Genomic DNA, 20,833 nt, shown 5'->3' on the forward strand with positions numbered 1-20,833 from the left:
AGGTTGTCGCTTCTGATCAATCGGCCGGCGAAGGCGCGGCGGCGGACGATGCGCCCGCCGTGGACACCGGCACCGGCTTCACTTTTTCGCCAGGGCGCGCGCGCTGCAGGCCATCGACCACCAGGCGGTCGCCCTCGCGCAGGCCCCGGGTCACGACCCAGTGCTCGCCCTCGGTGCTGCGCACTTCGAGCGCGCGCAGCTCGACCTTGTTGTCGGCCGCCACCACCAGCGCGGTCGGCTCGCCCTTCTCGTTGCGGGCCACGCCGCGCTGGGGCGCCAGGATGGCCTGGCGCTCCACGCCGGACTCGACCTGCGCGCGCACGTACATGCCCGGCAGCAGCAGCCCTTGCGGGTTCGGGAATTCCGCACGCAACGTGACCGAGCCGGTGGCCTCGTCGACCGCCACTTCGGAGAACTTCAGCGTGCCGGCATGCGGGTAAGGCAGGCCGTCCTCCATGCGCAGGCGCACCTGGGTGCTGGCCGGCGCCATGTCGCCCGAGATGAAGCGACGCTTGAGCTTCGTCAACGCCAGGCTCGACTGCACCACGTCGACGTAGATCGGATCGAGCCGCTGGATCGTGGCCAGCGCCATCGCCTGGCCCGGCGCCACGAGCGCGCCTTCGGTCACGGCGGAGCGGCCGATGCGTCCCGCGATGGGCGCGGTGATGCGCGTGAAGTCGAGGTTGATGCGCGCCGCCTTCACGGCCGCCTGCGCGGCCTTCACGCCGGCTTGCGCCTGCACCAGCGCCGCCTGCGCCTCTTCGTGTTCCTGCCTGCTCACGGCGTTGGCCTTGACCAGTTCGCCGAAGCGATCGGCCTTGCCGCGCAGGCTGGCGATGGTGGCCTGCGAGGTGGCCAGCGTGGCCTGCGCCTGCTCGTGCGCGGCCTCGAACGGGCCGGGGTCGATCTCGTACAGCACCTGGCCCGCGCGGACCATGCCGCCCTCTTCGAACAGCCGCTTGCGCACGATGCCGTTGACCTGCGGCCGCACCTCGGAGACGCGGTAGGCGGCCGTGCGGCCCGCGAGCTCGGTGTGCACAGCCACGTCGCTGGCGTGCAGCGCCACCACGCCGACTTCGGGCGGCGCGTCATCGGTGGTGGAAGCCTGCTTGGCACCGCATGCAGCGAGCGCGAACAGGGACATCGGAAGCAGAAGCTTGAAAAGCGGGGTCATGGCCATCGGGAATCGCAGTGCGGCGCGCGCAGGGATCACCCGGCTCGTTACATTTGCACTCAAATGGTGCATTCTGCCTTCGATGTTGCATTGCAACCTGAAGGAATCCTGTGTTTGCCGTAGGTGAAATCAGCGGCGGCCGCGGGCCCCGCTCGCGCCCTCGCAGCAGCAAAGAAAAAGGCCGCGCAGTGAGGCCTTCGTCGGAGTGTCTACAGAGGGGGAATGTGTGGTGGTAGGCCGTGAGTGGCTTGAACACTCGACCAACGGATTATGAGTCCGCTGCTCTAACCAACTGAGCTAACGGCCCACGCGGGCCCGATTCTATGCGCCGCGCGCGGCCACTTACTTGCGGTGGCTCAGCGCGTTGCTCACCAGCCGCGACGTGATGTCGACGATCTGAATCATGCGGTCGTACGGCATGCGGGTCGGCCCGATCACGCCCAGCGTGCCGACCACCTGGCCGTCGACCTCGTAGTTGGCGCTGACGATGGACAGCTCCTCGAAGGGCACGACCTGGCTTTCGCCGCCGATGAAGATGCGCACGCCCTCGGCCTTGCTCGACACGTCGAGCAGCCGCATCAGCTGTGCCTTCTCTTCAAAAAGATCGAAGGCGCGCCGCAACTGCCCCATGTCACTGGAGAAATCGGTCACTGACAGCAGGTTGCGCTCGCCGGAGATCACGACGTCGTCGGCCTGGGCATCGGTGAGCACTTCGGAGCTGACCTGCACCGCGGCCTGCATCAGCGCCGCGATTTCACCGCGCAGCTTCTCGACCTCGGACTGCAGCCGGTCGCGCACCTGCTCGATCGTCAGGCCCGCGAAATGCGCGTTGATGTAGTTCGAGGCCTCGACCAGTTGCGACTGCGAGTAGTCGGATTCCGGGAAGATCACGCGGTTCTGCACGTCGCCGTCGGGCGACACGATGATCACCAGCAGCCGCCGCTCCGAGAGTCGCAAAAATTCGATCTGCTTGAACACCGAGGCGCGGCGCGGCGCCATCACGACGCCCACGAACTGCGACAGGTTCGACAGCAGGTGCGCGGCGTTGGCGATCACCTTCTGCGGCTGGTCGGCCGCCAGGCTCGGCGTGCTCATCTGCTCGCGCTGCGCGGTCAGCATGGTGTCGACGAACAACCGGTAACCGCGCGTGGTCGGCACGCGTCCGGCCGAGGTGTGGGGGCTGGCGATGAGCCCCAGCGCCTCGAGGTCGGACATGACGTTGCGGATGGTCGCGGGCGAGAGATCCAGCCCCGCCGACCGCGAGAGCGTGCGTGATCCGACGGGTTGCCCATCGGCGATGTAACGCTCGACCAGCGTCTTCAACAGCAACTTGGCACGGTCGTCCAGCATTGCAAGATTTTAGTGTTGTAATTTGTGAGCTATGACCTCACGCTTTCGTCACGTCGCCCTGATCGGCAAATACCAGGCTTCCGGCGCCCGGGCGCAAGCCGATGCGCGCGACGGCGTGATGGAGGGCATCGGCGCCTTCCTCGAATCGCAGGGTTGCACGGTGTTCGTGGAGCGTTCGTCCTGCGAGGACACCGACGCACCGCCCCACCCGCGCTACCAGGCGCTGTCGGTCGAAGAGATCGGCCAGCGCTGCGACCTCGGCCTCGTGGTCGGCGGTGACGGCACCATGCTCGGCATCGGCCGCCAGCTCGCGTGCTATGGCATCCCGCTGATCGGCATCAACCGCGGCCGACTCGGTTTCATCACCGACATCCCGCTGGACAACTACCAGGCCACGCTGATCCCGATGCTGGCCGGCGAATACGAAGAAGACCACCGCAGCCTGATGCACGCGCAGGTGCTCCGCGACGAGGCCGTCGTGTTCGACGCGCTCGCGATGAACGACGTGGTGGTCAATCGCGGCGCCACCTCGGGCATGGTCGAGATGCGCGTGTCGGTGGGCCGCCATTTCGTGGCCAACCAGCGCGCCGACGGGCTGATCATCGCGTCGCCCACGGGCTCGACGGCCTACGCGCTGTCGGCCGGCGGGCCGCTGCTGCATCCGGCGGTGCCGGGCTGGGTGATGGTGCCGATTGCGCCGCACACGCTGTCCAACCGCCCCGTGCTGCTGCCCGACGCCGACGAGATCGTGATCGAGCTGGTGAGCGGGCGCGACGCCAGCGCCAATTTCGACATGCAGTCGCTCGCCTCGCTCGCCATCGGCGACCGCGTGGTGGTGCGCCGCTCCGACTTCCGGGTGCGCTTCCTGCACCCGCGCGGCTGGAGCTACTTCGACACGCTGCGGAAAAAACTCCATTGGAACGAAGGGGGCTCCTGAATGAAGGACCACGCCCCCAGCTTGAGGACGAACTGAGATGGCTTTGCGACGCATCGCACTGCGCGACTTCGTGATCGTGCGGTCCCTTGAACTCGACCTGTCCGCCGGCTTCACGGTGCTGACCGGGGAAACCGGCGCCGGCAAGTCCATCCTGATCGACGCGCTGCAGCTGGCGCTGGGCAACCGCGCCGATGCCGGTGCCGTGCGCGAAGGCGCCGAGCGGCTCGACGTGAGCGCCGAGTTCGACGCCGACCCGGCCCTGGCCGGCTGGCTCGACGAAGGCGGCTTCGAGGCCGGCGACGGCCTGCTGCTGCGCCGCACGGTCGACCTGCAGGGACGCAGCCGCGGCTGGATCAACGGCAGCCCCGCCACCGCCACGCAACTGCGCGAACTCGGCGACCGCCTGCTCGACATCCACGGCCAGCACGCCTGGCAGAGCCTGACCCGCCCCGAGGCCGTGCGCGGCCTGCTCGACGCCTACGCGGGCGCGCGCACCGACGCGCTCGACGCCGCCTGGCAGAGCTGGCGCCAGGCGCTCTCGGCGCTCGAGCACGCACGCTCGGCGCAAGACTCGCTGCAACGCGAGCGTGAGCGGCTGCAGTGGCAGATTTCCGAAGTCGCCAAGCTGGCGCCGGGTGCCGACGAGTGGGATGAGCTCTCCGCCCATCACTCGCGCATCTCGAACGCGCAGGCCCTCATCGACGCCGCCCAGGGCGCGAGCCAGGCGCTCGAAGACGACGACAACGGCGCCCTCGCCGCCCTCTCGCGCGCCGCGACGCTGCTGCAGAACTGCGAGCACATCGAGCCCGAATTCCGCACGCTGGGCGAGGTGCTGGCCTCCTGCGTGGCGCAGGCCTCGGACGCGGCCCACTCGCTGCACGGCTACCTGCGCGACACCGACACCGATCCCAAGACCCTCGCCGAACTCGACGAGCGCATGGGCCTGTGGATGTCGCTCGCGCGCCGCTACAAGCGCACGCCCGCCGAGCTGCCCGCGTTGCTGGCCGGCTGGCAGGCGGAGCTGCAGGCGCTCGACGCGCAAAGCGACCTCGAAGGCCTGGAGCGTGCCGAGCAGAACACCCAGCAGGCCTACATGAAGGAAGCCAAGGCCCTCGGCAAGATCCGCAAGCAGGCCGCGCCGCGCCTGGCCCAGGCCGTCACGCAGGCGATGCAGGGCCTGGGCATGCAGGGCGGGCGCTTCGACGTCGAACTGCAGCCGCTGGCACAGCCCGGTCGCGCCGGCCTCGAAGAAATTTCGTTCCTGGTGGCCGGCCACGCCGGCAGCACGCCGCGCGCCATCGGCAAGGTGGCCTCGGGCGGCGAACTCTCGCGCATCGCGCTGGCCATTGCCGTGACGACCAGCGAACTGGGCGCCGCGCAGACGCTGATCTTCGACGAGGTCGATGCGGGCGTGGGCGGAGCGGTGGCCGAAACCGTCGGCCGTCTCATGAAGCAGCTCGGCCGCGACCGCCAGGTGCTCGCCGTGACCCATCTTCCCCAGGTGGCAGCCTGTGCCGACCACCACCTCGTGGTCGCCAAGCGCCAGACGACGGCGGCCGGCACGGACGGCCCGCGCACCGAGAGCGGCGTGTCGCGCCTGGCCGCCGACGACCGCGCCCGCGAAATCGCCCGCATGCTGGGCGGCGAAAAGGTGTCGGCCACCTCGCTGGCCCACGCGCGCGAAATGCTGGGCCACAAGACCCCGGCGACCGCTCCATGAACATGAATCTCGACCTCGTCCTCATCACCGGAATGTCGGGCTCCGGCAAGTCGGTGGCGCTGCACGCGCTGGAAGACGCCGGCTACTACTGCGTCGACAACCTGCCACCCGAACTGCTCACGGCCTTCATCGCCCTGCAGCACGAGCAGCAGGCCACGCGCGTGGCGATCGCGATGGACGTGCGCAGCGGCGTGTCGCTGCCGATCGTGCCGCAGCAGCTCGAGGCGCTGCGTGCCGACGGCGTCTCGCTGCGCTCGCTGTTCCTCGACGCGACCACCGACGCACTGCTGCGCCGCTATTCCGAAACGCGCCGGCGCCATCCGCTCTCGCGCCAGGAAAGCCGCACCGACGTGCCCGAGCAGCACCGCGTGCTGGTGCAGGCCATCGAACTCGAACGCGAGCTGCTGGCCGACCTGCGCGACGGCGCCGACGTGATCGACACCAGCCTCATCCGCCCCGCGCAGCTCCAGAGCTACATCAAGGGGCTGATCTCGGCGCCGCAGAACGCGCTGACGCTGGTGTTCGAGTCGTTCGCCTTCAAGCGCGGCGTACCGCTCGATGCGGACTACGTGTTCGATGTGCGCATGCTGCCCAACCCGCACTACGTGCCGGCGCTGCGCGCGCTCACGGGCCGCGACGAGCCGGTGATCGAATGGCTGCGCGAGCACGACGATGTGGCGCGCATGTTCGACGACATCGAGCAGTTCCTGACGCACTGGCTCGACGCGCTGGCGCGCGACCACCGCAGCTACGTGACGGTGGCCATCGGCTGCACGGGCGGGCAGCACCGGTCGGTGTTCCTGGTCGAGCAGCTGGCGCGCGCCTTCGGTGCCCGCTGGGGCGCGCTCAAGCGCCACCGCGAACTCGACGCCTGACGGCGGCGAAGCCGGCCTACCGCCGGGGGCCGTTCAGGCCTCGGCGGTTTCCAGCAATTTGCGCATCGGGGCGGGCAGCCCCAGCCGGCTCCACTCCTGCGCCTCGACCCAGCGCGCGCCCTCGCCTTGCGGCTGGACGCCCTGCAGCAGCACGGGGTGCAGGTGCAGGTCCTTGTGGGTCAGCACGTGCACGAAGGGCGGCAGATCCTGCGTGTCATGCGCCGCACCCGACGGCAGGGCCGCGAGCAGGTCGTCGTGGCTGTCGAACACCGGCAGGCAATGCAGCCCCGCCCAGATGCCCTTGGCGGGCCGCTTCTCCAGCCACACGCGCCCTTGCGCGTCGCGCGCCAGCAGCACCCACAGCGGCTGGGCGCTGCGCTTGAGCTTGCGCGTCTTCACCGGGTAGCGCTCGGGCGCGCCCTGGCGCAACCCCACGCAGCTGGCGTTCACCGGGCAGATCATGCAGCTGGGCTTGCGCGGTAGGCAGACCGTGGCGCCCAGGTCCATCAGGCCCTGCGTGTAGCTCGCCACCGCTTCGCGCTGGCCGTCCGGCGGCAGCAGCTGAGTGGCGAGATTCCACAGCGCGCGCTCCTGCGCCGATGACGACATGTCGCCGTCGAAGCCGAGCACGCGCGTCAGCACGCGCTTCACGTTGCCGTCGAGGATGGCCACGCGCTCGCCGAAACAGAAGGCCGCAATCGCAGCCGCCGTCGAACGCCCGATGCCGGGCAGGGTCACGAGTTCGGCGGCGGTGTGCGGAAAGGCGCCGCCGAAGCGCGCGACCACCTCCTGCGCGCAGCGGTGCATGTTGCGCGCGCGGCTGTAGTAGCCGAGGCCGCTCCACAGGCCGAACACCTCGTCCTCGGTGCCGGCGGCCAGCGCCGCCACGTCGGGGAAGCGCTCGAGAAAGCGCGCGAAGTAGCCGAGCACGGTCGTGACCTGGGTCTGCTGGAGCATCACCTCGGAGAGCCAGACGCGATAGGGGTCGCGCGTGTTCTGCCACGGCAACTCGCTGCGCCCGTGGCTGCGCTGCCAGCGCACGACCTGCGCCGCGAAATCGGGAGGCAGCGACAGGGAGGGAGAGACGGCCGCCCGCGCGGCGGCGCGCTCAGGCCGCACGCAGTTGCTCGCCCGCGATGGCGGCGGCCGCGGCAGGCGGCTGGCTGCCGTGCTGCGCGATCAGCGAGGTGAACTCGTGCAGCCGCTCCTGCAGCGCGGCCAGGTGGCTTTCTTGCGCGGCGATCTCGGCCAGCCGGTCGTCGAGGCTGCCCGCGGCGTTCTGGATGCGCTCGATCGCCTCGATGCGCTTGCTGAAATTGCGGCGACGCTCCTTGAGCTGCGCATCGATCTGCGCGCTGGCGCCCTTGCTCCAGCGCTCGACCTCGGTCATGGCGGCTTCGTTGACGAGCCGCAGCCGGCTGGCCAATGCGCGCACCAGCTTGTCGCAGAAGTCGGCCTGCGCGAGCTTGATCAGGTTGCCCACGCCCAGGTAGTGGATGTGGCTGCGCTCGATCTGGCCCAGCTCCTGCTCGAAGCCGCTCAGGTCGGGCTCGGCCGGCGCCTGCAACGTGAAGCCCTGCTCGGCATTGAGCTGGCGGAAGGTGGCGTGCAGCATCGACTGGATCTCGGCCGTCGTCGCCTGCACTTCGCGCAGGTTGTTGCGCAGCGCATCGAAGGTTTCGCCGTACACCTTGCGCACGTTGAACTTGACGCCGGGACGCTTGAGCGCCGCGGCCAGCCTGACCATGTCGGCCTTGAGCGCCGTACGCCCGAGCACCGCGTACACCTCGCGCAGCAGCTTGCCCTGCACCGAGCGCAGCGCCAGGATGCGGGTGTTGCTGCCCTCGAATTCGGCGTGTTCCTGGTCGATGCGCGCACGCATGTGGCGGATGACCGACACGTTCTTGCCGCGCAGGCCCTGCAGCTCCAGTGCCTGCTCCGACAGGTCGCGCTGTCGCACCTTCAGCAGGCGCTCGGCCTCGGTGCGCAGCGCGGTCATGCCGGCATCGACCGCGAGCCGCAGCATGGTCTCGCGCTTGCCGAGCACGCCTTCGCCGAGCAGCGCTTCGAGCGCCGGCAGCCGGCTGGCGTCGAGCAGGGCCGCGTCGTGCGCGATCTTGGCCTGCAGGCCCTTCTGTGCGGACACCGGCAGCACCTGCGCCAGCGGCACTTCGAGCAGCCGAGCAGCACCTTCGCGCTGGCGCTCGATCTGCTGCGCGATCTGTGTCGGGGTGCTCAGCGTGTCCCACAGCGTGTCGATCTTGTTGAGCACCACGAAGCGCGTGTCGTGGCTGTCGTCGCCGGTGATCAGGTGCTCGCGCCAGATCGACAGGTCGGAGCGGGTCACGCCGGTTTCGGCGCCCAGGATGAAAACCACGGCATGCGCCTGCGGGATCAGGCTCACGGTGAGTTCGGGCTCGGCACCGATCGCATTCAGGCCGGGCGTGTCGAGGATCACGAGGCCCTGCTCGAGCAGCGGGTGCGGCATGTTGAGCACCGCATGGCGCCAGCGCGGAATCTCGACGCGGCCTTCGGCGTCCTGCACCGGGTTGTCGTCGGGCGTCTCGGGGTTCCAGAAGCCGAGCGCGCGGGCTTCGTCCTTGCTCACCCAGCGGACTTCGGCCACCTTGCCCATGGCCCGGGCCAGTTGCTCGGCGTCGCCCACCTCGATGGGCAACTCGGTCCAGCGCGTGGGCCGCTCGCGCCAGTGGGCGAGCGAATGCGGCTCCAGGCGGGTTTCGATGGGCAGCAGGCGCAGCTTGGGCGCCAGGGCGGCGTCGTAGCCCAGCTCGGTCGGGCACATCGTGGTGCGCCCGGCGCTGGCCGGCATGATCCGCCGCCCGTAGCCGGCGAAGAAGATCGCGTTGATCAGCTCCGACTTGCCGCGCGAGAACTCGGCCACGAAGGCCACCATGACCTTGCTGGTGCGGATCTGGTCTTCGAGGGCGCGCAGCCGCTCGGCCACGGCCTGGTCGAGCAGCTCGTTGTCGGTCAGCCAACGGGACAGCCACTGAAGGCGGCGGGCGAAGTTGCTCCGCCAGGCGCCGTGCTGATCGAGCTGTTGGTTGAAAGAGCGGCTCAAGGGGAAGATGTAAGTAAGAATTTACAAATATAACATCGCCAAATGGCGAACGGGGTACCAGCAGGAGTTTGCCCCGAAGCAGCCGCCACGGGGCCCGCCTTCCCTAGGATTTCTGGCAATGGGGACAGTAATAAGTAGAGCGCTGTCCCTGTTTCAGCTGCCGGATCGGCGTGCCGCACACCCGGCACGGCTCGCCCGTGCGGCCGTAGACGGTCGCTTCGAGCTGGAAGTAGCCGCTCTGGCCGTCCACGTTCGAGAAGTCGCGCAGCGTGCTGCCGCCCTTCTCCACCGCCCGGGCCAGGATGTCTCGAACCGCCGCGTGGAGCTTTGCCGCTCGAGGCCGGCTGATTCGCGCGGCCGACAACGTCGGCCGGATGCCGGCCAGGAACAGCGCCTCGGACGCATAGATATTGCCCACACCCACCACCACCTCGCCGGCCAGAAGCACCTGCTTGACGGCCGTCTTGCGCTTCTTGAGGCCGGCATGGAACGCATCGAGGTCGAAATCGTCGCCCAGCGGCTCCATGCCCAGGCCGCCGAGCAACTTGATGGCCCAGGGAGCTTCTTCGTGGTCCACGTAGACCACGGCGCCGAAGCGGCGCGGATCGTTGAGCCGCAAGGTGCCGCGGTCGGTGGCCAGGTCGAAGTGATCGTGCGTGCCGGGCGGCGGCAGTACCGCGTCGAAGCGCAGGCTGCCCGACATGCCAAGGTGCAGCAGCAGGATGCCGCGGTCAAGGTCGATCAGCAGGTATTTGCCGCGGCGCCGCACCTGGAGCACCCGCCGCCCGACCAGCGCCTCGGGCAGCACCATCAGTGCCCAACGCAAGGGCTTGCCGATGCGGACCGCATCGATGCGCGCGCCGGCGATGCGGTCGGCAAAGCCGCGCCGGGTGACTTCGACTTCGGGTAGTTCAGGCATGAAAAGTAAAACTCCGGCAGCGACGAAGCCCCATGCGGCGCTCGTTCAAATGGCTGGATTATTATGGTCAGATGAACCCATCGCCCCGCCGTCACCGCCTTGCGGCGGCCGCGTCTCTCGTGCTGCTTGCCTACACAACGCACGCACAGTCTCTTGAACCCACCGCCGCCGGCAACCCGCCTCCCGCCATCGAGCGCACGGCGCCGCCGAAGCCACCGGTGCGCCCCCGGACGACCCCTGCGGCCGCCAAGCCGGCCGCCGAGGCCCCGCAGCCGTCGGCGCTGACGGCCGACCTGTTCTACGAAATCCTCATGGGCGAGATCACCGCCCGCTCCGGCGACCCCGGCTCCGGCTATTCGCTGGTGCTCGACGCCGCCCGGCGCCTGCGCGACGGCAAGCTGTTCCAGCGCGCGGTCGAAATTGCGCTGCAGTCGCGCTCCGGCGATGCCGCCATCTCCGCGGCGCGCGCCTGGCAGGAAGCCTTGCCCAATTCGCGCGATGCCCGGCGCATCGAGCTGCAGATCCTGATTGCGCTGAACCGCATCAGCGAAACCGTCGAACCGCTGCGCGCCGAAGTGGCCGCCACCTCGCAGATCGAACGGCCTCTGCTGATGGCGGTGATCGCACGCACCTACGGCCGCGCCGCCGACAAGAAGCTCGCCGCCTCGGTGGTCGAGCAGGCGCTGGTCGACGAACTCAAGAGCCCGACCAACGGCGGACTGGCTTGGGCCACCGTGGGCCGGCTGCGCCTGAACGCCGGCGACCCCTCGGGCGCGCTGGATGCCGCGCGCAAGGGGCAAGCCATCGACCCATCGTCCGAGGCGCCCTCGGCGCTGGCGCTCGAGCTCATCGACCCGGGCCAGCCGCTGGCCGAGCCGATCGTCACGCGCTACCTCGCGAACAACCCCAAGGCCTCGCCCGACCTGCGCATCGCGTACGCACGCACGCTGGTCGAGAACCGCCGCTTCAGCGACGCCAGCACGCAGCTGCAGACCCTGACCGCCGCGCGCCCCGAGCTGGCGGAGCCCTGGCTGCTGCTGGGCAGCCTGCAGATGCAGGCCCGCCAGGAAGCGGCGGCCGAAACCTCGCTCAAGCGCTACGTCGACCTGATGACAGCGCCGGGCCAGAGCCAGGACGCCGGTGACGTCGCGGACCGCAAGCGCGGGCTGACGCAGGCGTACCTCGTGCTGTCGCAGCTGGCGGAACGGCGCAAGGATTTCCAGGCAGCCGACCGCTGGATCACGCGCATCGACAGCTCTGACAACCAGAGCGCCATCCAGGGCCGCCGCGCCAGCCTGCTCGCGAAGCAGGGCAAGCTGCCGCAGGCGCGCGAGCTGCTGCGCGCGCTGCCCGAGCGCACGGCGGAGGAACGCAAGCAGAAACTGCTGGCCGAAACCCAGCTGCTGCGTGAAGCCAAGCAATACCAGGCCGCCTACGACCTGCTGGCCCAGGCCTCGGCCGCCGCGCCGGACGACGGCGACCTCGTCTACGACCAGGCCATGATGGCCGAGAAGCTCAATCGCCTGGACGACATGGAGCGGCTGCTGCGCCGCCTGATGACGCTCAAGCCCGAGAGCCAGAACGCGTACAACGCGCTGGGCTACTCCTTTGCCGATCGCAAGGTCCGGCTCGACGAAGCCCGCACGCTGATCCAGAAGGCCGTGCAGCTCGCGCCCGAAGACCCGTTCATTGCCGACAGCTTGGGCTGGGTCGAGTTCCGGCTTGGCAACACGGCGGAGGCGATCCGCATCCTGGAGGCGGCCTACAAGACCCGGCCCGACGCCGAGATCGGCGCGCACTTCGGCGAGGTCCTGTGGTCGATCGGCCAGAAGGACCGCGCGGTCGCGATCTGGAAAGAATCGCTGCTGACGGACGCCGAGAACGAGACGCTGCAGGAAACCCTCAAGCGCCTGCGCGTCAAACCCTGAATGGCATCGATCACGCAATCGGCTCCCGCACGGGGCGACAACGCCCTCAGCCGCCGCGCGGCGCTCGGCGCCAGTGGCGCTGCGCTGCTGTGGCTGACCGGTTGTGCACAGCTCTCGGGCGGCTCCTCCGCCGCTCCCGGGCGTTCGGCCAGCTGGAGCGGCCGCATGTCGCTGCGCATCGACAGTGAACCCGTCCAGACCTTTGCCGCCCTGTTCGAGCTGCGCGGCTCGGCCGAAGCCGGCGACCTGACACTGACCACGCCCATCGGCAGCACGCTCGCCCAACTGCACTGGGCACCCGGTGAAGCCCTGTTGAAGAACGGCAGCGACACCCGCCGCTACGACTCCGTCGACGCACTGATCGAAGCCGCCACGGGCGCCGCCATTCCGGTGGGCGCGCTGTTCGGCTGGCTCGACGGCCGCGCCGACCCCGTGCCCGGCTGGCGCGCCGACCTGGGCCAGCTGTCGAACGGCCGCCTGCAGGCCACGCGCGAATCCCCGGCGCCTCGGGCAGACCTGCGCATCGTGTTCGAACGCTCATGAAGGCGATCTACGACCTTCCCGCGCCGGCCAAGCTGAACCTGTTCCTGCACATCACCGGGCGGCGCGACGACGGCTATCACCTGCTGCAGTCGGTCTTCATGCTGATCGATTGGTGCGACACGCTTCACGTCGAGCTACGCAACGATGGTCAATTGAGTCGCGAAGACCTCACCACGCCGCTGCCAGCCGACGATCTCGTGTTGCGTGCTGCCCGCGCGCTGCAGGCGCACGCTGCGCCCGGCCAGGGCGCCCACATCGGCATCGCCAAGCATGTGCCGGCGCAGGCTGGCATGGGCGGCGGGTCGTCGGATGCGGCCACCTGCCTGCTCGCGCTCAACCGCCTCTGGAACCTGAACCTGCCGCTGACGCGCCTGGCGCAGATCGGGTTGAAGCTCGGTGCGGACGTCCCTTTCTTCCTCGGCGGACGCAACGCCTGGGTCGAGGGCATCGGCGAAGAAATCACACCGGTCAACCTGCCACCGGCACGCTTCGTGGTGGCCAAGCCACCCGAGGGACTCGATACCCGATTAATTTTTTCTGCGGATGATTTGGAACGGGCAACTCCTGTTGCTATAATCTCAGGCTTTGCTGCAGATAGCGAACAGCTAGAAGCCACAAACCTCGGCAACGGGGTTTACGACTTCGGTCACAACGACCTGCAGCCGGTTGCCCAACGGCTTTGCCCCGCAGTCACCGACGCCATCGAATGGCTCGGACTGCAAGGATTCAAGGCTAGGATGACCGGCTCCGGAAGTTCGGTGTTCGCGAAGATGCCGCAATTGCCGCAGGAAGCGGAACTGCTCGAAGCCCCCCGGGGATGGCAGGTTCGACAATGCGACAATCTGGCAGTTCATCCACTCTGGGGATGGGCAGCCTGAAGAGATAATCGGAACGCTCTGCGGTTCGATGCGACATATATCGGTGGGTGGTGCAAACCATCAACCTGTGTAGGGGAGTCGCCAAGCTGGTTAAGGCACTGGATTTTGATTCCAGCATGCAAAGGTTCGAATCCTTTCTCCCCTGCCAAATCTCTCAAACTGCGGCCTGATGGCCGCAGTGCTTCTTTTGCAGTCCACCGGCTGCAATAATCGGCGGCCCACACAGGCCGCCACGACTCGAAACCTTGGCGGCTTTCCCGCAAGCCCATTTGCACTGCCCGGACGCGCTCATGCAGGCCAATCACCCTGATTTCTTGGTTTTCACCGGCAACGCCAATCCCGGCCTTGCAGCGGAAATCGCGCACAACCTCGGCACCTCGCTGGGCGCCGCACGCGTCGGTCGCTTCTCCGACGGTGAAGTCACCGTCGAGATCAACCAGAACGTCCGCGCCCGCGACGTGTTCGTGGTGCAGTCGACCTGCGCGCCGACCAACGAAAACCTGATGGAACTGCTGATCATGGTCGACGCGCTCAAGCGCGCTTCGGCCGAGCGGATCAGCGCCGTGATTCCCTACTTCGGCTACGCCCGCCAGGACCGCCGCCCACGCTCGAGCCGCGTGCCAATCTCGGCCAAGGTGGTCGCCAACCTGCTGGAAACCGTGGGCGTCGAGCGCGTGCTCACCATGGACCTGCACGCCGACCAGATCCAGGGCTTCTTCGACATTCCGGTCGACAACATCTACGCCTCGCCCGTGCTGCTGGGCGACCTGCGCCAGAAGAACTACGAAGACCTGATCGTGGTCTCTCCGGACGTCGGCGGCGTGGTGCGCGCCCGTGCGCTGGCCAAGCAACTGAACTGCGACCTCGCCATCATCGACAAGCGCCGCCCGAAGGCCAATGTCAGCGAAGTCATGAACGTGATCGGCGAGATCGACGGCCGCAACTGCGTGATCATGGACGACATGATTGACACGGCCGGCACGCTGGTCAAAGCGGCCGAAGTGCTGAAGGAGCGCGGCGCCAAGAGCGTGTACGCCTACTGCACGCACCCGATCTTCTCGGGCCCGGCCATCGAACGCCTCTCCAAGGGCACCGCTCTGGACGAAGTGGTCGTCACCAACACCATTCCTCTTTCCGACGCGGCCGTCGCGTGCGGAAAGATCCGCCAGCTCTCCGTGGCACCGCTGATCGCCGAAACGATCCAGCGCATTGCCAAGGGCGAGTCGGTGATGAGTTTGTTCTCGGACCAGGACAACCTGTTCTGAGCTGAGAGCGAAAAAGCGGGCCTCCTACGGAGGCCTTTTTGAATCGGAGTCTCACTGGTCGCGGTGGACTCTCACAGGAGCTAGTTATGAAATTCGTCGCTTATGAGCGCGCAAAGCAGGGCACGGGTGCGAGCCGCCGTCTCCGCATCACGGGCAAGACCCCGGGCATCGTCTACGGTGGTGACACCCAGCCGCAACTGATCGAAATCGATCACAACGCGCTGTGGCACGCCCTGAAGAAGGAAGCCTTCCACTCGTCGATCCTCGAAATGGACCTCGCCGGCGCCGTCACCAAGGTGCTGCTGCGCGACGTGCAATACCACCCGTTCCGCCAGCTGGTGCAACACATCGACTTCCAACGCGTCGATGCCAAGACCCGCATGAACATGAAGGTGCCGCTTCACTTCAAGGGTGAAGAAGAATCCGACGCCGTCAAGCTGGATCACAACCTCGTGAACCACGTGATGACCGAACTGGAAATCAACTGCCTGCCGAGCGATCTGCCTGAATTCATCGAGATCGACCTCTCGAGCCTGAAGAAGAACGCCACGCTGCACGTCAACGACATCAAGCTGCCCAAGGGCGTGAAGTTCGTGAGCCACGGCAAGACCAACCCCGTCATCGTGTCGGCCGTGCCGCCGCTGGTCTCGGAAGAGCCGGCACCCGCTGCTGAAGGCGCTGCTGCCGAAGGCGCTGCCGCCGCTGGCAAGCCCGCCGCCAAGACGGCCAAGAAGAAGTAATCCTCTTTCTTTCCGTCTGCGAACAGAAGGCCCGCCTCGTGCGGGCCTTTTGCTTTGTGGGGCGGCGAGATAATTCCCGCCATGATCAAGCTGTTTGTCGGCCTCGGAAACCCGGGCCCTGAGTACGAAGCCACGCGCCACAACGCCGGCTTCTGGTGGATCGATGCGCTCGCGCGCGACTGGAAGCTCAACCTCGTGCCCGAGCGCGGCTACCACGGCCTCGCGGCACGCGCGAACATCGGCGGCCAGAGCATCTGGCTGCTGGAGCCGCAGACCTTCATGAACCTGTCGGGCAAGTCGGTGGCCTCGCTGGCGCGCTTCTTCAAGATCGCCCCCGAAGAAATCCTCGTGGTGCACGACGAACTCGACGTGGTGCCCGGCCAGGCCAAGCTCAAGTTCGGCGGCAGCCATGCGGGCCACAACGGCCTGCGCGACATCCACGCGCAGCTCGGCACCGGCGACTACTGGCGCCTGCGGCTGGGCATCGGCCACCCCGGCGTGAAATCGGAGGTCGTCAACTGGGTGCTCAAGAAGCCGCTCAAGGAGCAGCGCGAAGCGATCGAAGACGCCATCGTGCGCACTCTGCATGCCGCCCCCGCGCTGGTGGCCGGCGAGATGGAAAAAGCCACGCTGATGATTCACACGAGCAAACCGCCGCGGCCCAAGCCGCCGAGACGGGAGCCCGGCGACGGAGGCACGACGCCTGCCGCCACCTAGCCGGCCACGGGAGTGCAGGGAGGAAGAGCAAACAAAAAATGAGAAAAAGAAGAACGACGACGAAGAACAAGAAGACCGCAGGAACAGCGGCAATCGCTATGTTTTCAATAGCACTGGCTACCGTATCCATGGGCGCTTCAGCCCAGACCTGGCGATGCGGCAACACCTATTCCGACCAGCCCTGCGAAGGCGGGCGGACCGTGAAGGTGGACGACCGGCGCAACGATGCGGACCGCAGGGCGTCGGAAGACGCCACGCGCCGCAACGAACACAGCGCGGGTCGGCTGGCACGCCACCGGGAGTCGCAGGAGCGGGAGGCGCTCGGCCGGCGCAGTCCCACGACCTTCGATGCGGGGCGCTTCGCCACGAGCGCGCAACCGCTCACGCCCGCCGAACAGGCCGCCCAGGCCCGTCAGCGCAAGCACACGGCCGAGCCCCGCCCGACGAGCGCGCGCTTCAACAGCCCTTCGACCGGCGACGAGGCGCCGAAGGACACAGGCAAGAAGAAAAAGAAGAAGAAACCCGGCTCAGAGGGCGCCGGCTGACGACGACGGCGAGGCGGCATCCGAAGACGGCGCTGCCGCCTTGTCCGCCGTGAGACGCACGTACTTCTGCAGCAGCGTCTCGCGGGTCTCCACATGGTCCGGGTTCACCGGGATGCAGGCCACCGGGCAGATCTGCACGCACTGCGGTTCGTCGAAGTGGCCGACGCACTCGGTGCACTTGTGCGGGTCGATCTCGTAGAACTCGGCGCCCATGTAGATCGCATCGTTCGGGCACTCGGGCTCGCAGACATCGCAGTTGATGCATTCGTCGGTGATCATGAGGGCCATCCCCCGATTATCGGCGGACCGGGCGAACGCCCTGCCACAGGCCTTGCGGAGCCCGCGTCGGCGTCAGGGCGGTCCGGCGAGGAGCGACAAAGTTCACAGTCGAGGCACGGTTGTTGCACCAGTCAGTTATGCTGCGGCCCGCCCCATGAGTCTGTTTCTATTCAAGCGCATCGCCACGCTGATCGGCACCCTGATCGGCGCCTCGGTCATCGTTTTCCTCGTCCTCGAGATCCTGCCCGGCAACGCCGCGCAGATGCTCATGGGCCCCGACGCCTCGCCCGACGCCGTCGCCGCCCTGGCCACCAAGCTCGGCCTCGACCAGCCCGCATGGACCCGCTACTGGCACTGGATCGGCGGCCTGCTCACCGGCAACCTGGGTGACAGCTATGCCTACAGCTCTCCCGTCATCGACCTGATCCTCGAGCGCCTGGCCCTCACCGTGCCGCTGGCCGTGATGGCCATGGCCCTGACTGTCGTCATCGCCCTGCTCGTGGGCGTGACGGCTGCGGCGCGCCATAACAAGCTCGGCGACGTCGGCCTCATGGGCATGGCGCAGGTCGGTATCGCCATCCCCAATTTCTGGTTCGCGATCCTGCTGATCCTGGTGTTCTCGGTGCAGCTGCAGTGGTTCTCCGCGGGCGGCTTCGAGGGCTGGGGTGAGGGCATCTTCGCGGGATTGAAATCGCTGCTGCTGCCGGCGCTCTCGCTGGCGGTGGTGCAGGCCGCGATCCTCGCCCGCATCACACGCTCCGCCGTGCTCGAGGTGATGCGCGAAGACTTCGTGCGCACGGCACGCGCCAAGGGCGTGTCGCAGCGCATGGTGCTGTGGACCCACGTGCTGCGCAACGCGATGATCCCCGTCATCACCGTGATGGGCATGCAGTTCTCCGAGCTGCTGGCCGGCACCATCGTGGTGGAGAACGTGTTCTACCTGCCCGGGCTGGGCCGGCTGATCTTCCAGGCCATCAGCAATCGCGACCTGATCGTGGTGCGCAACTGCGTGATGCTGCTCGCGGCCATGGTCGTCATCGTGAACTTCGTGGTCGACGTGCTCTATGCCGTGATCGACCCGCGCATCAAGGCGAGCGACGTATGAGCACGACCACCGTTCCCAGCGCCGTCGCGCTCAAGGTGCCGGGCTTCTGGCGCCGCGCCCTGCACCACCGCAGCTTCGCGATTGGCGGCGTGCTGAGCCTGCTGCTGTTGATCGCTGCCGTGCTCTCCCTGGTCTGGACGCCCTGGTCGCCCTACGCGATGGACATGGCGAACAAGATGCAGGGCCCTTCGGCCACGCACTGGCTCGGCACCGATGCCTTTGGGCGCGACGTGGCCTCGCTGCTGCTCGTGGGCGCGCGCGCGTCCATCCTCGTGGGCGTGATCGCCGTTGGCATCGGCCTCGTGGTCGGCACCGCGCTGGGCCTGCTCGCTGCTGCGAGACGCGGCTGGGTCGAAGAAGCGGTGATGCGCCTGTCGGACTTCACGCTCGCCTTCCCCGCGATCCTCTCGGCCATCATGATGACCGCCGTGTTCGGTGCCGGCATCGTCAACGCGATCATCGCGATCGGCATCTACAACATCCCGACGTTTGCACGCATCACGCGCGCCTCGGCCAACGCGATCTGGTCGCGCGAGTACGTGGCCGCGGCGCGCGCCTGCGGCAAGGGATCGTTCGCGATCACGATGCAACACGTGCTGCCGAACATCTCGGCCGTGCTGATCGTTCAGATCACCATCCGCTTCGCCATCGCCATCCTGGCGGAAGCCGCCCTCTCCTACCTCGGCCTCGGCACGCAACCGCCTCAACCGTCGTGGGGCCGCATGCTCAGCGAAGCCCAGACCCTCATGTTCCAGCAGCCGCTGCTCGCGGTGTTCCCCGGCATGGCCATCGCCCTGGCGGTGCTCGGCCTGAACCTGATGGGCGACGGCCTGCGCGACCTGCTCGATCCGCGCCTGGCGCGCGCGAGATAAGCAAGCACGCCATGGCACTTCTCGAAGTCAACGACCTCCACATCGGCCTGCAGACGCAACGCGGCCCCGCCGAAGCCGTGCGCGGCATTTCCTTCTCGCTGGAGCGCGGCGAAACGCTGGGCATCGTGGGCGAGTCGGGCTGCGGCAAGTCGATCACCGTGATGTCGCTCATGGGCCTGCTGCCCGCGACCGCGAAGGTCACGGGCAGCATCCGCTTCGACGGCACCGAGCTGGTCGGGCGCGACGAAAAGGACATGTGCCAGATCCGCGGCAACCGCATCGGCATGATTTTCCAGGAGCCGATGACGGCGCTGAACCCGGTGCACACCATCGCGCGCCAGGTCGGTGAACCGCTGCGGCTGCACCGCGGCCTGTCGAAGGCTGAGGCACGCAAGGAAGTGCTCGCGCTGCTCGACCGCGTCGGCATTCCCGACGCCGCCTCGCGCCTCGATGCGTACCCGCACCAGTTCTCCGGCGGGCAGCGCCAGCGCATCGGCATCGCGATGGCGCTGGCCTGCGGGCCCGACCTGCTGATCGCCGACGAGCCCACCACCGCGCTCGACGTGACGATCCAGAAGCAGATCCTGGAGCTCATCCAGGGCCTCGTGGCCGAGCGCGGCATGGCGCTGATCCTGATCTCGCACGACCTCGGCGTGATCTCGCAGACGGTCTCGAAGATGCTCGTGATGTACGGCGGCAGCGTGGTCGAGAGCGGCCCCACCGACGCCGTGTTCGCCAAGCGCGCCCACCCCTACACGCAAGGCCTGTTCGCCGCGCGCCCCGCCATCGGCGCGCCGCGCGGCCTGCGCCTGGCGACCATCCGCGGCAGCGTGCCCGAGCTGGTCGACCTGCCGCCGGGCTGCCCGTTCGCGGGCCGCTGCGCGTACACGGTCGATGCCTGCCACACCACGCGGCCGTCCGCCACGGTGCTGCCACCGGACCACGCGGTGCGCTGCATGCGTCTCGAAGAAATTGCAGCCGCGCAGGCTGTTGCGCCATGAATCCATCGACCCCGTTGCTGCAGGTGACCGACCTCGTGCGGCACTACGCCCTGCCGCGCGAAAAGCTCTTCGGCCCGCCGCCCACCGTGAAGGCGCTCAACGGCGTGAGCTTCGAGGTGCAGGCCGGCAAGAGCGTGGGCATCGTCGGCGAATCGGGTTCGGGCAAGTCGACCATCGCGCGCCTCGTGATGGCGCTGGACACGCCGACTTCGGGCAGCGTCGCGCTCGAAGGCCGCAACCTGCACACGCTCTCGAAGGCCGATCTGCGCACCGCGCGGCGCGACTTCCAGATGGTGTTCCAGGACCCGTACGGTTCGCTCGATCCGCGCCAGACCGTCGCGCGCATCGTCGCCGAGCCGCTCGAAGCGCTGGCCGAAACGCGCCGTGCCGAACAGCGCGAACGCGCCGCCGAAGCGCTCGCGGCCGTCGGCCTGCGCACCACCGACCTCGACAAGTACCCGCACGAGTTCTCCGGCGGCCAGCGCCAGCGCATCGCGATTGCACGCGCGCTCATCACGCGCCCCAAGCTCATCGTCGCCGACGAGCCCGTGAGCGCGCTCGACGTCTCGGTGCAGGCCCAGGTGCTCAACCTCATGCAGGACCTGCAGCAGCAGTTCGGCATCAGCTATTTGCTCATCAGCCACGACCTCGCCGTGGTCAACCACCTGTGCGACGAGGTGTGCGTGGTGTTCAAGGGCCAGATCGTGGAGCAGGGGCCGCCGGCCGAGCTGTTCCATCACGCGCAGCATCCGTACACCCGCACCCTGCTCTCGGCGGTGCTGCACACACCGCCCGGCGGCACGCTGCGCGCGGCCTGAACACCGGGGCGCGGCCTCGGACACATCGGTCATGAGCATCTGGTGGCGCAAGCGCTTGGCTTCGCGCAAGATCGCTCGCCCATCC

At 68.0% G+C, this 20,833-nt stretch carries 20 protein-coding genes and 2 tRNA genes; 15 read left to right on the top strand and 7 right to left on the bottom strand.

Annotated elements, in window-relative coordinates:
• Positions 1 to 16: 16 nt before the first annotated feature.
• From AC07OH_RS21075 to hrcA, 3 genes are all read right to left on the bottom strand, one after another.
• Positions 17 to 1,144 carry an efflux RND transporter periplasmic adaptor subunit gene (locus AC07OH_RS21075; RefSeq protein WP_495302001.1) on the bottom strand — a complete coding sequence of 376 codons (1,128 nt, stop codon included), beginning with the start codon at positions 1,142 to 1,144 and terminating at the stop codon, positions 17 to 19.
• Positions 1,145 to 1,404: 260 nt separating this feature from the next.
• A tRNA-Ile gene (locus AC07OH_RS21080) sits at positions 1,405 to 1,481 on the bottom strand.
• 35 nt (positions 1,482 to 1,516) lie between these two features.
• Positions 1,517 to 2,524 carry a heat-inducible transcriptional repressor HrcA gene (gene hrcA, locus AC07OH_RS21085; protein WP_139702596.1) on the bottom strand — a complete coding sequence of 336 codons (1,008 nt, stop codon included), beginning with the start codon at positions 2,522 to 2,524 and terminating at the stop codon, positions 1,517 to 1,519.
• A 31-nt stretch (positions 2,525 to 2,555) separates the two neighbouring features.
• On the opposite strand from hrcA, the gene AC07OH_RS21090 reads away from it, so the two are divergent.
• Genes AC07OH_RS21090 through rapZ form a run of 3 tightly spaced genes read left to right on the top strand, consistent with a single transcriptional unit; the run spans position 2,556 to position 6,056 of the window.
• The gene (locus AC07OH_RS21090; RefSeq protein WP_062476290.1) at positions 2,556 to 3,461 is read left to right on the top strand and encodes an NAD kinase; all 906 of its coding nucleotides are present in this window, start codon (positions 2,556 to 2,558) and stop codon (positions 3,459 to 3,461) included.
• Positions 3,462 to 3,498: 37 nt separating this feature from the next.
• On the top strand, positions 3,499 to 5,181 hold the full coding sequence (gene recN / locus AC07OH_RS21095) for a DNA repair protein RecN (RefSeq protein ID WP_062476288.1): 1,683 nt from the start codon (positions 3,499 to 3,501) through the stop codon (positions 5,179 to 5,181).
• A gap of 2 nt (positions 5,182 to 5,183) precedes the next feature.
• Positions 5,184 to 6,056, top strand: a complete 873-nt coding sequence (rapZ, locus tag AC07OH_RS21100) for an RNase adapter RapZ (RefSeq protein ID WP_062476353.1) — start codon at positions 5,184 to 5,186, stop codon at positions 6,054 to 6,056.
• A gap of 33 nt (positions 6,057 to 6,089) precedes the next feature.
• On the opposite strand, the gene mutY is transcribed toward rapZ, so the two are convergent.
• The 3 genes from mutY to mutM form a co-directional block, all read right to left on the bottom strand.
• On the bottom strand, positions 6,090 to 7,124 hold the full coding sequence (mutY, locus tag AC07OH_RS21105; RefSeq protein ID WP_495302036.1) for an A/G-specific adenine glycosylase: 1,035 nt from the start codon (positions 7,122 to 7,124) through the stop codon (positions 6,090 to 6,092).
• A 40-nt stretch (positions 7,125 to 7,164) separates the two neighbouring features.
• A complete protein-coding gene (locus tag AC07OH_RS21110) occupies positions 7,165 to 9,138 on the bottom strand; it encodes a dynamin family protein (protein WP_495302002.1) in 1,974 nt (657 codons plus the stop codon).
• A gap of 103 nt (positions 9,139 to 9,241) precedes the next feature.
• Entirely contained in the window at positions 9,242 to 10,057 is an 816-nt protein-coding gene (gene mutM, locus AC07OH_RS21115) for a bifunctional DNA-formamidopyrimidine glycosylase/DNA-(apurinic or apyrimidinic site) lyase (protein ID WP_492680352.1), read from the bottom strand.
• Between the two features lie 71 nt (positions 10,058 to 10,128).
• Between mutM and AC07OH_RS21120 the strand changes: the two genes are divergently transcribed.
• The 8 genes from AC07OH_RS21120 to AC07OH_RS21155 all read left to right on the top strand — a co-directional run bounded on the left by AC07OH_RS21120 (position 10,129) and on the right by AC07OH_RS21155 (position 16,673).
• On the top strand, positions 10,129 to 11,985 hold the full coding sequence (locus AC07OH_RS21120; RefSeq protein WP_495302003.1) for a tetratricopeptide repeat protein: 1,857 nt from the start codon (positions 10,129 to 10,131) through the stop codon (positions 11,983 to 11,985).
• Positions 11,986 to 12,528 carry a lipoprotein insertase outer membrane protein LolB gene (locus AC07OH_RS21125; protein WP_495302004.1) on the top strand — a complete coding sequence of 181 codons (543 nt, stop codon included), beginning with the start codon at positions 11,986 to 11,988 and terminating at the stop codon, positions 12,526 to 12,528.
• Entirely contained in the window at positions 12,525 to 13,406 is an 882-nt protein-coding gene (gene ispE / locus AC07OH_RS21130) for a 4-(cytidine 5'-diphospho)-2-C-methyl-D-erythritol kinase (RefSeq protein ID WP_495302005.1), read from the top strand. Before AC07OH_RS21125 ends, ispE begins: the two co-directional genes overlap by 4 nt.
• A 71-nt stretch (positions 13,407 to 13,477) precedes the next feature.
• Positions 13,478 to 13,554 (top strand) — tRNA-Gln (locus AC07OH_RS21135).
• 142 nt (positions 13,555 to 13,696) lie between these two features.
• Complete coding sequence (locus AC07OH_RS21140; protein WP_062476346.1) at positions 13,697 to 14,671, top strand: ribose-phosphate pyrophosphokinase; 975 nt, start codon at positions 13,697 to 13,699, stop codon at positions 14,669 to 14,671.
• An 86-nt stretch (positions 14,672 to 14,757) separates the two neighbouring features.
• Positions 14,758 to 15,411: a 50S ribosomal protein L25/general stress protein Ctc gene (locus AC07OH_RS21145; RefSeq protein ID WP_489057721.1), complete on the top strand. Its 654-nt coding sequence runs from the start codon at positions 14,758 to 14,760 to the stop codon at positions 15,409 to 15,411.
• 81 nt (positions 15,412 to 15,492) lie between these two features.
• The gene (gene pth / locus AC07OH_RS21150; protein WP_101488766.1) at positions 15,493 to 16,128 is read left to right on the top strand and encodes an aminoacyl-tRNA hydrolase; all 636 of its coding nucleotides are present in this window, start codon (positions 15,493 to 15,495) and stop codon (positions 16,126 to 16,128) included.
• A 128-nt stretch (positions 16,129 to 16,256) separates the two neighbouring features.
• Positions 16,257 to 16,673, top strand: coding sequence for a hypothetical protein (locus AC07OH_RS21155; protein WP_495302006.1), 417 nt, complete (start codon positions 16,257 to 16,259; stop codon positions 16,671 to 16,673).
• Here the strand turns inward: AC07OH_RS21155 and AC07OH_RS21160 are convergent.
• Positions 16,656 to 16,961 carry a YfhL family 4Fe-4S dicluster ferredoxin gene (locus tag AC07OH_RS21160; protein WP_495302007.1) on the bottom strand — a complete coding sequence of 102 codons (306 nt, stop codon included), beginning with the start codon at positions 16,959 to 16,961 and terminating at the stop codon, positions 16,656 to 16,658. The two genes, AC07OH_RS21155 and AC07OH_RS21160, sit on opposite strands and share 18 nt — an antisense overlap.
• A gap of 145 nt (positions 16,962 to 17,106) precedes the next feature.
• Here AC07OH_RS21160 and AC07OH_RS21165 point away from each other — a divergent pair, with 145 nt between their 5' ends.
• Genes AC07OH_RS21165 through AC07OH_RS21180 form a run of 4 tightly spaced genes read left to right on the top strand, consistent with a single transcriptional unit; the run spans position 17,107 to position 20,748 of the window.
• Complete coding sequence (locus AC07OH_RS21165) at positions 17,107 to 18,057, top strand: ABC transporter permease (protein ID WP_095746670.1); 951 nt, start codon at positions 17,107 to 17,109, stop codon at positions 18,055 to 18,057.
• Positions 18,054 to 18,929: an ABC transporter permease gene (locus AC07OH_RS21170; RefSeq protein ID WP_062481348.1), complete on the top strand. Its 876-nt coding sequence runs from the start codon at positions 18,054 to 18,056 to the stop codon at positions 18,927 to 18,929. The genes AC07OH_RS21165 and AC07OH_RS21170 overlap by 4 nt, the downstream gene beginning before the upstream one ends.
• 11 nt (positions 18,930 to 18,940) lie before the next feature.
• Positions 18,941 to 19,930: an ABC transporter ATP-binding protein gene (locus AC07OH_RS21175; RefSeq protein ID WP_062481347.1), complete on the top strand. Its 990-nt coding sequence runs from the start codon at positions 18,941 to 18,943 to the stop codon at positions 19,928 to 19,930.
• Complete coding sequence (locus tag AC07OH_RS21180; RefSeq protein WP_495302008.1) at positions 19,927 to 20,748, top strand: ATP-binding cassette domain-containing protein; 822 nt, start codon at positions 19,927 to 19,929, stop codon at positions 20,746 to 20,748. The genes AC07OH_RS21175 and AC07OH_RS21180 overlap by 4 nt, the downstream gene beginning before the upstream one ends.
• Positions 20,749 to 20,833: the final 85 nt, after the last annotated feature.

It is taken from the genome of Variovorax sp. GW821-FHT10C12 (assembly GCF_059415405.1).

Bases quoted from the DNA above. Each gene is read 5' to 3' on its own strand.
- AC07OH_RS21075 (WP_495302001.1), bottom strand. From the start codon at position 1,144: ATGTCCCTGTTCGCGCTCGCTGCATGCGGTGCCAAGCAGGCTTCCACC.
- hrcA (WP_139702596.1), bottom strand. From the start codon at position 2,524: ATGCTGGACGACCGTGCCAAGTTGCTGTTGAAGACGCTGGTCGAGCGT.
- AC07OH_RS21090 (WP_062476290.1), top strand. From the start codon at position 2,556: ATGACCTCACGCTTTCGTCACGTCGCCCTGATCGGCAAATACCAGGCT.
- recN (WP_062476288.1), top strand. From the start codon at position 3,499: ATGGCTTTGCGACGCATCGCACTGCGCGACTTCGTGATCGTGCGGTCC.
- rapZ (WP_062476353.1), top strand. From the start codon at position 5,184: ATGAATCTCGACCTCGTCCTCATCACCGGAATGTCGGGCTCCGGCAAG.
- mutM (WP_492680352.1), bottom strand. From the start codon at position 10,057: ATGCCTGAACTACCCGAAGTCGAAGTCACCCGGCGCGGCTTTGCCGAC.
- AC07OH_RS21120 (WP_495302003.1), top strand. From the start codon at position 10,129: ATGAACCCATCGCCCCGCCGTCACCGCCTTGCGGCGGCCGCGTCTCTC.
- AC07OH_RS21125 (WP_495302004.1), top strand. From the start codon at position 11,986: ATGGCATCGATCACGCAATCGGCTCCCGCACGGGGCGACAACGCCCTC.
- ispE (WP_495302005.1), top strand. From the start codon at position 12,525: ATGAAGGCGATCTACGACCTTCCCGCGCCGGCCAAGCTGAACCTGTTC.
- AC07OH_RS21140 (WP_062476346.1), top strand. From the start codon at position 13,697: ATGCAGGCCAATCACCCTGATTTCTTGGTTTTCACCGGCAACGCCAAT.
- AC07OH_RS21145 (WP_489057721.1), top strand. From the start codon at position 14,758: ATGAAATTCGTCGCTTATGAGCGCGCAAAGCAGGGCACGGGTGCGAGC.
- pth (WP_101488766.1), top strand. From the start codon at position 15,493: ATGATCAAGCTGTTTGTCGGCCTCGGAAACCCGGGCCCTGAGTACGAA.
- AC07OH_RS21155 (WP_495302006.1), top strand. From the start codon at position 16,257: ATGGGCGCTTCAGCCCAGACCTGGCGATGCGGCAACACCTATTCCGAC.
- AC07OH_RS21160 (WP_495302007.1), bottom strand. From the start codon at position 16,961: ATGGCCCTCATGATCACCGACGAATGCATCAACTGCGATGTCTGCGAG.
- AC07OH_RS21165 (WP_095746670.1), top strand. From the start codon at position 17,107: ATGAGTCTGTTTCTATTCAAGCGCATCGCCACGCTGATCGGCACCCTG.
- AC07OH_RS21170 (WP_062481348.1), top strand. From the start codon at position 18,054: ATGAGCACGACCACCGTTCCCAGCGCCGTCGCGCTCAAGGTGCCGGGC.
- AC07OH_RS21175 (WP_062481347.1), top strand. From the start codon at position 18,941: ATGGCACTTCTCGAAGTCAACGACCTCCACATCGGCCTGCAGACGCAA.
- AC07OH_RS21180 (WP_495302008.1), top strand. From the start codon at position 19,927: ATGAATCCATCGACCCCGTTGCTGCAGGTGACCGACCTCGTGCGGCAC.